Origin of the sequence: Aliiroseovarius sp. xm-d-517 (genome assembly GCF_013283135.1) — a bacterium.
Taxonomy (GTDB): domain Bacteria; phylum Pseudomonadota; class Alphaproteobacteria; order Rhodobacterales; family Rhodobacteraceae; genus Aliiroseovarius; species Aliiroseovarius crassostreae.
Genome location: NZ_WBXT01000001.1, coordinates 704,721 through 717,584, shown reverse-complemented (window position 1 = coordinate 717,584; position 12,864 = coordinate 704,721). Strand labels below are relative to the sequence as shown.

Genomic DNA, 12,864 nt, shown 5'->3' with positions numbered 1-12,864 from the left:
CCGATGTCTGCAACGCCCCTCAAGCTTTACTGGTGGAAGGATGAACCGAATTTCGGCGACGACCTGTCGCGCGAAGTGGTTTCTTTCGTGTCCGGACGAGAGGTAAGCTGGGCCCCCAAGGATGCTGCCGACATGGTGGCTCTGGGGTCGGTGCTGCAAGGGGTGCGCAATCGGTTCAAGGATGGATCCCCCAAGGGGAACCGGCCGGTGATCTGGGGCACGGGTTTGATGTTCCCGGTGCCAAAAGACTTTCTGCCATATGTTGATACCCGTCTTGTGCGCGGGCCTTTGACCGCCACATTTCTGGGCCTCAAACATAATCGGTTTGGGGATCCAGGCCTTTTGGCGCAAGAGGCGCTTGGGGCGCAGGGGGAACGGATCGACCGCATTGGGATCATTCCCCATATGAAACATGTGGACAGCCCGGAACTGGCGGCTGTTTTGACCGCGGAACCTGCGTTGTTTTTGATTGATCCGCGCCGCAGTGCCCGTGAGGTCGTCGCCGAGATCGCGTGCTGTGCCCATGTGATTTCTTCCAGCCTGCACGGGCTGGTGGTTGCGGATAGTTTTGGCATTCCCAACACCTGGTTGGAGCCCGTGGCCATCCATGCCATGCCCAAACTGAAATTCTATGACTATGCCACCGGGATCGAGCGACCGCTTGCCTGCCCGGTGAAGCTGACCGACATCCCGGCGTGGGTCACCACGCTGAAAGACCAAACACTCTCATATCAAGATGGTATCGAGGCGTCCAAAGCCAGTTTGCTGGCTGCGTTCCCCGCATCACTGCGTGCGCAAGACTTGGCTGCCTTGGATCTCTGAAAGGATAAACATGCTTAAAATCAAAAACCTGCAAGTTAAACTTGAAGAAGAGGATAAGCAGATCCTCAAGGGCGTTGATCTGGAAGTGCCCGCAGGTAGCGTTCATGCGATCATGGGCCCGAACGGGTCGGGCAAGTCGACCTTGTCTTATGTGCTTTCGGGGCGTGACGGTTATGAAGTGACCGGGGGCGAGGCCAGCCTAGACGGAGAAGACCTGCTGGAGCTGGAACCGGAAGAACGCGCCGCTGCCGGCCTGTTCCTGGCCTTCCAATACCCGGTTGAGATCCCGGGTGTGGGCAACATGACCTTCCTGCGCACCGCGGTGAATGCCCAGCGCAAAGCACGCGGGGAAGAGGAAATGTCTGCCGCAGATTTCCTGAAATTCGTGCGCGCCAAGGCGAAAGATCTGAAAATCGACGCCGATATGCTGAAACGCCCCGTCAATGTGGGCTTCTCGGGCGGGGAAAAGAAGCGCAACGAGATTTTGCAGATGGCCATGCTTGCGCCGAAGATGTGCATCCTTGATGAGACCGATTCCGGTCTCGATGTGGACGCGATGAAGCTGGTGTCCGAGGGCGTGAATGCGCTGCGCGACGAAGGTCGCTCCTTCCTGGTGATCACCCATTATCAGCGCCTGCTGGATCACATCAAACCGGATGTGGTGCATATCATGGCGCGTGGCCGCATTGTGAAAACCGGCGGGCCGGAGCTGGCCCTTGAGGTTGAAAACAACGGATACGCAGACATTCTGGCGGAGCTGGACGCATGAGCACGGCCCCCGCACAGAAAGACGGTCTGTTGACCGTGGAAAATCGCCCGGCCTCTGGCGCCTGGGCCCGCAAAGCCCGGGATGAGGCCGCCCAACGTCTGGCAGAGATGGGGTTGCCCGGTCGTCGTGACGAATACTGGAAATGGACCCGCCCGGATGGGCTGATTCCCGGCGAAGCCGCCAGCGCCTCCGTCTTTGATTACGAAGGCGAAGCGCCGGTTTATGACGCGATTGACCGCCTGAAAATCGTCTTTGTCGACGGTGTATTTGATGCAGAGGCCTCAGATGACCTGACCCTCGAAGGGCTGGAAATTGAGCGTCTGGCAACAGCGCAAGAGGCCGACCTTCATTGGGCCGGACAGCTCTTTGGCGTGCTTGAAGCGCGCGGGCATACCCCCGTTCAGCGCCCGTTGGCTGCCCATAACACCGCCATGGCCACTGATGGTGTTCTGATCCGCGTCACCTCTCAGGTGTCGCGTCCGGTCAGTCTGGTCTATCGCCACAAGTCAGAGACATCTGACGCGGTTCTGCACCATGTCATCAAGCTGGAAGAGGGCGCCAAGCTGACCCTTCTGGAGAATGGCACCGCGGCTTCGCGCCTGTCACAGGTGACCGAGGTGGATGTGGCGGCCAAAGCAGAATTCCATCATGTTCGCGCACAAGGCCGCGATCATGAGCGCCAGCTTTCCACCCATCTTTTTGCCCGTTTGCAGGCGGAAAGCGTGTTCAAGAGCTTTACCATGTCTGTCAATGGTGCACTCACCCGCAATGAGGCGGTGATCGAGTTGCTGGGCGATGATGCGGTGGCGCATATCGCAGGGGCCGCTCTGGGCGATGGCAATGACGGGGCGTTTCATCACGATGACACCGTTTTCATCACCCATGACGCGGTAAATTGCGAAAGCCGTCAGGTGTTCAAGAAGGTGCTGAAAAACGGCGCCACCGGAGTGTTCCAGGGCAAGATTCTGGTCAAACCGGACGCTCAGAAAACGGACGGATACCAGAAATCCCAATCTCTTCTTCTGGATGAGGACAGCCAGTTCCTTGCCAAGCCCGAGCTTGAGATTTATGCCGATGACGTGGCCTGTTCGCACGGCTCCACCTCTGGGGCCATCGACGAAGAAGCTTTGTTTTATCTGCGCTCTCGCGGGGTGCCGGAAAAGATTGCCACCGACCTTCTGGTTCTGGCTTTTCTGGCGGATGCCATCGACGAGATCGAGGATGAGGCGATTGCCGACGATATCGTGTCGCGGCTTGAGGCCTGGCTGGAACGGCACCGCAGCTGATCTGATGGGTCTGCGGCTCTGATCCGATCAATGGGCCGCAGCCATCACGGACGGAGAGGTCCGGCTGACAGTTAGGAAAGGGCCGGATATGTCGGTCATAAAAGACGTGCTGAAAAGCTATCGCAGTCCCCGGTCGGTGTTTCAGCACCGGATGCAACAAGGTGTGCGCGAGGACCGGTCTCTGGCGATCCTGATGGCGGCCTGTGTTTTGGTTTTCGTGTCGCAATGGCCCATGCAGGCCCGGATTGCCCATGAAACAGGGCAGGAACTGAACATGCTGCTTGGGTCCGTGCTTTTGGCCTGGGTGTTCATCATGCCCTTGGTACTTTATGCGATCGGGTCAATCAGCCATGGCATTGCGCGTTTGTTCAAGGCGCGTGGCACGGCGTTTGGCGCCCGATTTGCGCTGTTCTGGTCCCTCCTTTGTGCCACCCCGCTGTGGCTTTTGTGGGGGCTGGTCGGTGGTTTCATTGGTCCGGGCATCCAGATGCAACTGACCGGCATCATCGCTTTTCTGACCTTCCTGATATTCTGGTCGGTGAATTTCCGTCAGGCGGAATGGCCTAAAGAGTGAAAATGCCATGAGATTTGAACCTGGTTACCTGTTTGGCATGATCCTGCAAACCGTGCCCGAGCCGCGCAAAGTGGCGCGCGATCTGTTTGATCTTCCGGTTTCCCGGAAGGCGCGCTGGCTGAGTTTGTGGCTGCTTTTGGTGTTTGCGGCCGCCGCAGGGGTGGTCAGCCATTTGCTCTATCCGGTCGACGCGGCCGTGTTCGGACCTGTTTTGTCGGACCCGATGGTCCTGGGTGCAATTGAAGCGGCCTTTCTGGTTTCAGGCGTTTTCATGATTTATCTGATTGGTCGCCTGGCCGGCGGGCAGGGCAGTTTTGATGACGCTTTGACCATTGCCATCTGGCTTGAATTTGTCCTGCTGGTATTCCAGCTGGCATCCTTGGTGTTTTCGCTGTTTGCCCCTGCACTTGCTGGCATCCTCATGGTGATGAGTTCCGTCCTCTTTTTCTGGATCCTGAGCCATTTCATTGCAGAGAGTCACGGCTTTCGCTCGGCTGGGCTGGTCTTTGCCGGGATCGCCACCTCCATGGTTTTGGTGGTGTTTGCCTTGTCTTTCCTACTTGTCCTTCTGGGCGTAGAACCCATTCAGTTCGGAGAATGATCATGTATGACGTCACCAAGATCCGTGAAGATTTCCCGATCCTGTCCCGAGAGGTGAACGGAAAACCTTTGACCTATCTGGACAATGGGGCCTCGGCGCAGAAACCACAGGTGGTGATTGATGCGATCACGCGCGGATATGCCGAGGAATATTCGAATGTTCACCGTGGTCTGCACTATCTTTCAAACCTCTCGACTGAACGTTATGAGGCCGTGCGGGCCATTGTGCAGCGGTTTTTGAATGCCGCCCATGAAGATGAGATTATCTTCAATTCCGGAACCACCGAGGGGATCAATATGATCTCATACGCTTGGGCCGCCCCCCGGATGCAGGCCGGGGATGAGATTATCCTCTCGACCATGGAACATCACGCCAATATCGTGCCCTGGCACTTTCTGCGGGAACGTCTGGGGGTTGTTCTGAAATGGGTTGATCCGGAACTGGATGGGTCACTTGATCCGCAAAAAGTGCTGGGCGCAATCTCGGATAAGACCCGGCTGATCGCCGTAACCCAGTGCTCCAACGTGTTGGGTACGGTTGTAGACGTGAAAGCCATCTGTTCCGGAGCGCGCGCAAAAGGTGTTCCGGTGTTGGTGGATGGATCGCAAGGGGCGGTGCATATGCCGGTCGATGTGCAGGATATCGGGTGCGATTTCTATGCCATTACTGGTCACAAACTCTATGGGCCCTCGGGATCCGGGGCAATTTATGTGCGCAGGGATCGCGCCCTTGAAATGCAGCCCTTCATGGGCGGCGGCGACATGATTGACGAGGTAACCAAAGATCATGTGACCTATGCCAGCGCGCCCCTGAAGTTCGAAGCCGGAACGCCGGGCATCGTGCAGACAATCGGTCTGGGGGCTGCGCTGGACTATCTCATGGGGCTGGGAATGGAGAATGTTGCCGCCCATGAAGCTGATCTGGCCAAATATGCCCAGGAACGCCTGTCAGGCCTCAACTGGGTTAATGTGCAGGGCACTGCTCCGGGCAAAGCCGCAATTTTCTCGTTGACCATGGAAGGCGCGGCCCATGCCCATGACATCTCCACCATTCTCGACAAAAAGGGGATTGCGGTGCGCGCAGGCCATCATTGTGCCAAACCGCTGATGGAACATCTTGGGGTTGCAGCGACTGCGCGCGCGTCCTTTGGCCTTTATAACACCCGTGACGACGTAGATACGTTGATCGACGGGTTGGAGCTCTGTCACAAGCTGTTGGCGTAAGTTGTTAAAGCGTTTCGAGGTTAACTTGAGTCACTAGTTGATTTCGAAACGCCCGCAACATCAGTAGGTTTCGAGCGTTTTGCCTCATTATTGTGTCTCAATAATAAGTCGAAACACTTAAGGAGGAGGAGCGCTGCCCCTCGCGAGGCAAGCTCGCTCACCCCGGGATATTTCTGACCAGAAAATAAGGGGCGGAAAAAATCAGGGTAGGGCGCCGTCGGAGATCTCAATGGTGCGGGCATTTCGGCATGAGCATATGTTTCGAATTTGTCCTGAAACGTTTTACTCGTCCGGTTTGATCAGACCAAGGCCACGCAGGTAAACGCCTATGCCTGTTTCCAGAAGTTCTTCTGGTGGGAAGGGGCTTTTCTGCCCGGGGCTTCCGCGCCCGAACAGTTCCACAACCCCATGGCTCATGGCCCAGATATGGGCGCTGACCATTTTTGCCGGTGGGCGTTTTTCTTGCGGGATGTGCTCAGCAAGAGCGCCCGCGGCTTTTTCGAGCACGCCCATGGCGCGATTGGCGACCATTGCCAGTTCTGGGGAGTGGTTCACCGAGACGCCGCTTTCAAACATTGAGATGTAGTGGCCGGGATATTTACGGGCGAAAGCCAGATAGGCGCGACCGGTTGCCTCGAAACTGGACAGCGCAGAAGGCTGCCCCTTGGAATAGGCAAACTCCATCAAATCGGCAAAAATTTCATAGCCTTGGCGCGCGGCCTCGGCGATCAGGTCTTCACGGCCCTTGAAGTGGCGATAGACCGCGGCAGGGGTGACACCCGCCTGCTTTGCAGCTTCAGACAGGGTGAAGCCGGTCGGGCCTTTTTCCTCGATCAATGCAAGCGCCGCTTCGACCAGGGCCTGCCGCAGGTTTCCATGGTGATAGCCGCGTTTAGACATGCCAAACCTCTGGGCCGCCACAGATTTCCGTATCAGGTGCACAGGCCACTGCTGGGTTCTTGCCTGAATAGTCGATCCCCTGCAGCACCGCCCGCAAGGCCGCGAGTCGGGCGCGACGTTTGTCATCAGAGCGGATGATGGTCCAGGGTGTGACAGAGCGATGCGTTTTATCGAAAGTTTCACCGATGGCCTGCGAATAGTCGTCCCATCGGTTCAGGCCTTCGACATCAATCCAGCTGAGTTTCCATTGTTTTAGCGGATCCTTTTCGCGGGCGAGGAAGCGGCGCAATTGTTCGGAGCGTCCGACATTCAGCCAGAGTTTCACGAAATGGATCCCCTCGTCTGCGATCATGTCCTCAAATTCTGGCAATTGTCGGAAAAAGGCGTCGCGCTGGGTGTCTGTGCAAAAGCCAAATACCTTTTCGACCACTGCGCGATTATACCAGCTCCGGTCAAAAAGGGTGATTTCTCCGGCAGTTGGCAAGTGTTTGATATACCGTTGGAAATACCATTCCCCCTGTTCGCGCTCAGTGGGCTTTGACAAGGCCACCACCTTGGCAACCCTGGGGTTGAGGTTTTCGCGGATGCGTTTGATCGTGCCCCCTTTGCCAGCAGCGTCGCGCCCTTCGAACACGACAATCACACGTTTGCCAGTCGCCTTTACATCCGCCTGAAGTTTGACCAGCTCCAGCTGCAACGCCTTGATTTCGGCTTCATATGTGTCGCGATCCATGAGCCGGTCATAGGGGTAGCTTGGGTCCAGAATGTCTTTTTTACCTGCCTCCTGCAGAGCCTTACGCAGATCAGCGGGGAAGGTGTCGTGAAAATATTTGGAAATGGCACCCTCGAACGGCAGGGTTTCGGGGGAATGGGACATGCTGCAACCTCCTGATTTCACGCCATTATGAGGGCAGAGCATCCGTATGTAAATGCGATTAACTCACGCTCCACCTGTTGGGGAAGCCACAATAACAGGCGGCGTATGAAGTTTGCCAAACCTTGGCTGAATGAGCCCCCAGATGCGGAAGGGGGCTCAAAGCCTTTTGGCCCTTAACGGCGGCGATCCTTGATGGATTTTCCGATTTCGTTCATGTCAAACGGCGTGGTCATATACATTTCCGAAATCCAGTTGGCATAAAGCAAATGTGCATGGCTGCGCCACCGGTTTTCAGGCGTCCGGGTCGGATCATTGGCCGGATAATAGTTTATCGGGACGTTGATGGGCGCGCCCTTGGCCACATCCCGATCATACTCGCCTTTGAGGGTGAAACTATCATATTCGAAGTGGTTGAATACATAGAGGGCCCGATGGGCTTTGTCTTCGATCAGACACGGGCCAACCTCATCCGATCCAAGCAGGGTTTTCAACCCGGGAGCAGCGTCCACCTCATCCTGGCGCATTTCCGTCCAGCGGCTGACCGGAACCACGCAGCTATCTGAAAAGCCACGCAAATAGGGCGAGGTCGTATCCAGGTTCTGTTGCGGAAAGCACCCGAATGCCTTGGCGTCGAGAATGTGTTTCTTGACCCCATGGAAATGGTAGATCATCGCCATCGCGCCCCAACAGACACCAAAGGTGGAATGCACATTGGTCTGGGTCCAGTCAAAGATCTGACTGATTTCATCCCAATAGGTCACCTCCTCAAAAGGAAGATGTTCAATTGGGGCTCCGGTGATGATCAGACCGTCAAACTTCTGATCCTTCACGTCTTCCCAAGTTTGATAGAACGCGCCGATATGAGCTTCGGACGTGTTTTTCGAGATATGTTCCGATGGGCGAAGCAATGTCAGTTCGATCTGAAGCGGATGCGCGCCGATCAGGCGTGCAAACTGCGTTTCGGTCTCGATCTTTTTGGGCATCAGGTTGAGGAGGGCGATCCGCATGGGCCGGATATCCTGCTTGGCGGCCTGATCTTCCGACATGACCATCACGCCCTCATCCGTCAGCACGTCGATGGCCGGAAGGTTGGTCGGGATCTTGATGGGCATGGTTTGCTCCTGTGGGTAACGATTACGGGTAAGATGGGGTGTGCAGATGAACTGTCAAGAAAGTGGATCAGGCCGCGTCCAGCGCGGCGCCGATCATTCGGTCAAAATCATCAGGAGATTTAATCTGCGCCACATCTTCGGCACAAAGGGTGACGCCGAACTGCGCCATGTGCTGATAAAGCGGCTGGCGATGGGCAAGGGCCTGGGCATAGGTCCAGCGAATGAAGCTGTCAGGGTCAACGTCACTCTCTAACAAATTGGAATGACTTAGATATTCATTCCATGCTTTGGTAAGGAATTCCGGTTGGTAGGCCATCGGTTTTGGGGCCTTGTCAAACCGGCGCACCAGTTCCGCCGTATGGCGGTCATCCCCGCGCAGCCAGACAAGAAGGCAATCTTCACTCAGCGCCTTCAGGATGGGATCGTCAGCGCCAAGGGTCGGGTCAATCCACTCGCAGATCGACCCGCCGCTATCGCAAATGAAATGCGGATAGCCATAAATGCGGTCCGCCCTGTCAATGAAGCTGCGCGTGTCCAGAAGCGCCGAGATTTCGGCCTGCTTGAATTGCTGTTGTCTGAGACAATACTCCTCATAGGGCAGGCCGCCCTTGGCGGTGTCTCCGGGTTTGCCCAGATAGGTCGCCATGGGTTTGAGGTTCTCGAAGGTGATTTTCGACGAGATTCGAATGCTGTCCGACAATAAAAGTTCCCGCAGGAACGGCACTTTCATCGCTTCAGCTTTGAAGTTATCGGCGATGTGTTCGCCCATGTATCGGGTGCCGATACGATAGTCGATCGAATAATGGAACCAGTCACCATGATCTCGTAACATGTTGGAAAGATATGTTTTTCCTAGCCCGGACATGCCAAAGAACAGCACCCGTTTGTGCGTGGCGGATTGCCAGTCCTGAGACGATTGATAAAGCATGCCTGATAGTCCCTGCTGTGCCTTGCGATTTTGTCTTTGGTAAGCTGTGGCGCGGCGGGGGTCAAATGCTTCTCGTGCGTGCGCCCCTGAAGTGACGCAGCGAAGGTAGCAAAGCCATCACATTGTGAACAAAGAAAAAACCCCGCGCTTTCGGGCGCGGGGTTTGCATTTTGAAGGGTCGTGACGCTCAGAACGTGAAGTCGAGCGACAGACCGGCGGCCAGAGCATCGCCCTCGAAGGTCGAGCTCAGACCTGACGAGGAGGTCACAGTTTTCTTGTCGAAAGTCACATATTTCAAACCACCCGAAATCTTATAGCCATCCCCGGTATAGCTTGCGCCCAGGCCATAAGATTTGCTGGTCCCGGTCGGAGCCAGGAACGTGGTGCCGGTATCCGAGCCTTCTTCATACCCGATCGTTGCGGCAATCGACCATCTGTCGTTCAGTTTCCGGCCGAGCCCAAGTTCATACGAGGTCGAATCTTCGGTGAATTCCACCCAGTCGATATCGCCAAAAGCAGAGGACGTCTGCAGCTTGGTCCCTGCCCAGGCCACATGGCGGATCTTACCAAACAACAGCGTGTTCTGCGCAATGCCGGTCTGGAAGTTCAGGTTGTAACTCTCCGGAACGCGCACTTTACCGGTTGCAGGGGCAAGGTTATGGGTGCCGGCCAGATCATGATCAATTGCCGAGTTATAGGTCAGGTCGACCCGCAGCGCGATGTCCGGGCGTTCATAGGCCACACCGGCCGAATAACCGAAGTCAAACGAGCTGCTCGCCTGCAAAAGCCCGTCACTGGACAGGATTTCGCCGCTTACGCGTTGCGCGCGCAGGCCACCATGAACACTGAAACCGTTCCCGAATTCGTAACGCAACAACGTGCGGATTGCCTTGCTGTCAATCAGCGCACGCCCCTGTGGGTCTGATGTCAGAGCGGTGTGAATGGGATGACCAACCGGCAGGCTGGCGCCCGCGGCCAGAAGATTGCCCAGCTGGCTCAAGGCACCGTCCTTATAGCGAATATCCGCGCCATAAGGTTCATCCATCTTGATCGCAAAGCTCAGGTTTTCATTGATCTGCTTTTTGACCCCAAAGGAAAAGGTCTTGTAGTCAACTGCCGACTGCGAGAAGTCAGCAGGTCCTGCAACTGCGGTGCCTTCCACATTGGGGCTGACAGATGCGAAGGTCAGTTGAACGTGGTTGCCTTTTTCAAACAGGATAGAGATATCCTGACCCGAGCGGTCGATCCCGCCTGCAATCCCCGTGGTGGCCGTCAAAGCAACAGATGCGGCCGTTAACGCAAAACTCTTCATGTTTCCTCCCTGAGAGCAATTTGCCACTTCACCGCCAGCCAGAGTGGTGAATGGCCATCGGCGGAAAAAGGCTTATCCTGTTTTTTGTCATTGCAACGAAAACTAGAAGTTGGGCAAGGGGGCGGTCAATTATTACCTTGGGTCAGTTGCGGGCTTGCACCGAATGGCGGGTGCCAATTTACCACACTGCCTTGTTAGGCACTGATTTTATTTAAAAAACAACCTATTGGGGAAACTTCCTAGGTTGATGAGATTCCCCAATACAATCAGAACGGATCCTGCCAGAAGCCCAAACCCAACGGGTTCGCCATAAAACAAGGCACCAACTGCGGCAATCAGCGGCAGCCGGACGAAATCCATCGGGATGACGAGACTTGCAGGCGCAAGCGACAGGGCACTGGTCAGGCAGAGATGGGCCAGAAGCCCGGCCAGTCCGATCAATATGAACCATGGTATGTTGGGCAAAGCAGGCAGGGTGATATTGCCATCCCATCCGGCGCAGACCAGTCCAAAGACGAGCTGCATGGCGGTCAACCAAAACAAGATGGTCAGGCGATTGGCTGACTGGGTCAGTTTTCGTGTCAGAATAGCGGTCAGTGCAAAGGCAATGGCCGCCAGAGCACCAACCATGGTTCCCAGCGACAAGCCGCTGTCTGGGCGGGCGATCAGCAATATTCCCAGAAATCCAACCCCAGCGGCGAGCGCCTTTCGTCCGGTCAATCGTTCTTGCAGCAGAAACGGTGCGAGGATCACAACCCATAGCGGCGAGGTGAACTCCAACGCAAAGACCTGCGCCAGAGGGATCAGGGTCAATGCGTAGAACCACAGGTTTTGCCCGGTGAAATGGGCGAAATTGCGCAGGACATGTCGCGGCAGATGGTCCCGCCCGATATGTAAGAGGCGCCCCGACAGGGTCGCATAGCCAAGCACAACGACAAAACCAACAACTGACCGATAGAGCATCAGTTCGAACGTGTCATGCTGGGCGCTGACCATTCGGCCCGCAACGGCCATTGCCGAGAAAGAGAGGATTGCGCCGCTCATCCAGATTGCCGCGCGCGTGGTTGCGGTCATCCGGGGGTCTCGGTGATTTGGTAGTGGCGGGGAATGCCTGCGGTGATCTTGGCCCATTGTGATGTGCGCATCCGCTGCTGGTGGACCTCAAAATCGGCGCGGCTGGCAAACTTTTCCGTGACATTGAACCGGCCGGGAATATCCTCGTTGGCAATGACATCAAACGACAAACAGCCAGGTTCCACACGGGTCAGGGCAATATGCGCGGGTAGAGCGGCGGTCACAGCTGCCAGCCGGTCCTCGGGCACATCTATATAGCCGGTAAGAGATATCTGAATTTGTTCCGTCATGTTTCAGGACTAACAAAGCCCGGATCGAAAAGCGAGTTTCAAGTGAAAACGCCACGGTTTCCAAGGGGAGTGGAGATGCCGATAGCTCCTTTCGAGAAGATCACCTGACCTTCCCTGTTCTGACACGCAGGAAAGGTCAGTTAGCGTAACAAATCCTTCACGCAGGGGCCAAGCTCCTGCTCCATTTCCTGCATCACTTGTGCATATAGTTTATAGTAGGCTCTCCGCGCTCCGAAAACCTTCAGGCGCCAGCTTTGCCATGGTTTCTTTTTTGTCACATAGTGAATGAGGGCTGCATTTTCGCGGGCCTTCGCATAATCAACCTGACGCTGTTTCGGATAGGGAAGCTCGGCGGTTTGCCGATTTTTGGGAAAGACATTCCATTCTTGCGGTAGTAAATGGACTCTCCCCTTGAAGCAATGGTTCAGCCAGTCCTGATCGTCAAAATTGGTTCGGTACTTCTCTTTGAAAATGCGTGCGCGATCAATGTTGAAGATCAGCTCTATCAAACCTTCTGACCGAATGCGTGGCAGATCCATGACAACGACACCCGCGTTGAAATAGGTTTCCAGATCAACAAGCTCGGGATGCTCTGAATTCATTTCAAACAGGCGTCGTGACTTAACTTTCTCACCCTTTCGATGACGATACATCCGTTCTTCCACAGCAAGGTCACGCACGGCGGCGACCAACGCATCGCCAAGATCTACCTTATAGATCTCACCAATGTCACGAGTAACCAATGTGTCACCATCCAAATAGATAACACGATCGCTTGCATGGTCCGGCAGCAATACCCGTCCATAAGTCGCTGGAGGCAGTCGGTTTCCTGCTTTGATGTCAAAATTCATCTTTGGATCGACGATATTTCTGACTTCAGCATGCTTAAAACACTTGCTTAACGCTTTCACAGCCTCTGAAACGCCTGGCAAAGCTTCAGGGGTGAGCAGAGTTATGCGCGTTTCCTTCTCGCGCCGCTGGCGCAAGACTGAAAAGGCTGAAAGAATTGAACAGTAGCGAAAGCCCTGATCAAATACATAGAAAATATGAGGTGTCTGGAGCATGATAAACCCGTTAAATGTTGCTACTACGCGCG

14 protein-coding genes are annotated in these 12,864 nt (G+C 55.4%); 6 read left to right on the top strand and 8 right to left on the bottom strand.

Features of this window, described 5'->3' with window-relative positions; genetic code table 11:
- The first annotated feature begins 3 nt into the window (after positions 1–3).
- The 6 genes from XMD517_RS03380 to XMD517_RS03355 all read left to right on the top strand — a co-directional run bounded on the left by XMD517_RS03380 (position 4) and on the right by XMD517_RS03355 (position 5,275).
- Positions 4–822 carry a polysaccharide pyruvyl transferase family protein gene (locus XMD517_RS03380; protein WP_173487129.1) on the top strand — a complete coding sequence of 273 codons (819 nt, stop codon included), beginning with the start codon at positions 4–6 and terminating at the stop codon, positions 820–822.
- Between the two features lie 10 nt (positions 823–832).
- Complete coding sequence (gene sufC / locus XMD517_RS03375; protein ID WP_173487130.1) at positions 833–1,591, top strand: Fe-S cluster assembly ATPase SufC; 759 nt, start codon at positions 833–835, stop codon at positions 1,589–1,591.
- Positions 1,588–2,877, top strand: coding sequence for a SufD family Fe-S cluster assembly protein (locus XMD517_RS03370; protein WP_173487131.1), 1,290 nt, complete (start codon positions 1,588–1,590; stop codon positions 2,875–2,877). Before sufC ends, XMD517_RS03370 begins: the two co-directional genes overlap by 4 nt.
- Positions 2,878–2,965: 88 nt before the next feature.
- Positions 2,966–3,451, top strand: coding sequence for a YIP1 family protein (locus XMD517_RS03365; protein ID WP_173487132.1), 486 nt, complete (start codon positions 2,966–2,968; stop codon positions 3,449–3,451).
- Between the two features lie 7 nt (positions 3,452–3,458).
- Positions 3,459–4,052 (top strand): Yip1 family protein, encoded by a 594-nt coding sequence (locus XMD517_RS03360; RefSeq protein WP_173487133.1) that lies wholly within the window; start codon positions 3,459–3,461, stop codon positions 4,050–4,052.
- A 2-nt stretch (positions 4,053–4,054) separates the two neighbouring features.
- Positions 4,055–5,275 (top strand): cysteine desulfurase, encoded by a 1,221-nt coding sequence (locus XMD517_RS03355; protein ID WP_173487134.1) that lies wholly within the window; start codon positions 4,055–4,057, stop codon positions 5,273–5,275.
- 282 nt (positions 5,276–5,557) lie between these two features.
- On the opposite strand, the gene XMD517_RS03350 is transcribed toward XMD517_RS03355, so the two are convergent.
- From XMD517_RS03350 to XMD517_RS03315, 8 genes are all read right to left on the bottom strand, one after another.
- Positions 5,558–6,175, bottom strand: a complete 618-nt coding sequence (locus XMD517_RS03350; RefSeq protein WP_173487135.1) for a TetR/AcrR family transcriptional regulator — start codon at positions 6,173–6,175, stop codon at positions 5,558–5,560.
- The gene (gene ppk2 / locus XMD517_RS03345; protein WP_173487136.1) at positions 6,168–7,052 is read right to left on the bottom strand and encodes a polyphosphate kinase 2; all 885 of its coding nucleotides are present in this window, start codon (positions 7,050–7,052) and stop codon (positions 6,168–6,170) included. The genes XMD517_RS03350 and ppk2 overlap by 8 nt, the downstream gene beginning before the upstream one ends.
- Positions 7,053–7,225: 173 nt before the next feature.
- Positions 7,226–8,164, bottom strand: coding sequence for a homoserine O-succinyltransferase (gene metA, locus XMD517_RS03340; protein ID WP_173487137.1), 939 nt, complete (start codon positions 8,162–8,164; stop codon positions 7,226–7,228).
- A gap of 67 nt (positions 8,165–8,231) precedes the next feature.
- On the bottom strand, positions 8,232–9,092 hold the full coding sequence (locus XMD517_RS03335) for an ATPase (protein WP_173487138.1): 861 nt from the start codon (positions 9,090–9,092) through the stop codon (positions 8,232–8,234).
- Between the two features lie 187 nt (positions 9,093–9,279).
- Positions 9,280–10,404, bottom strand: coding sequence for an OmpP1/FadL family transporter (locus XMD517_RS03330; protein WP_173488036.1), 1,125 nt, complete (start codon positions 10,402–10,404; stop codon positions 9,280–9,282).
- A gap of 207 nt (positions 10,405–10,611) precedes the next feature.
- Positions 10,612–11,478: a DMT family transporter gene (locus XMD517_RS03325; protein WP_173488037.1), complete on the bottom strand. Its 867-nt coding sequence runs from the start codon at positions 11,476–11,478 to the stop codon at positions 10,612–10,614.
- Positions 11,475–11,768, bottom strand: a complete 294-nt coding sequence (locus XMD517_RS03320) for a putative quinol monooxygenase (protein ID WP_173487141.1) — start codon at positions 11,766–11,768, stop codon at positions 11,475–11,477. Before XMD517_RS03320 ends, XMD517_RS03325 begins: the two co-directional genes overlap by 4 nt.
- Before the next feature lie 140 nt (positions 11,769–11,908).
- Positions 11,909–12,832 carry a glycosyltransferase family 8 protein gene (locus tag XMD517_RS03315; protein WP_173487142.1) on the bottom strand — a complete coding sequence of 308 codons (924 nt, stop codon included), beginning with the start codon at positions 12,830–12,832 and terminating at the stop codon, positions 11,909–11,911.
- Positions 12,833–12,864: the final 32 nt, after the last annotated feature.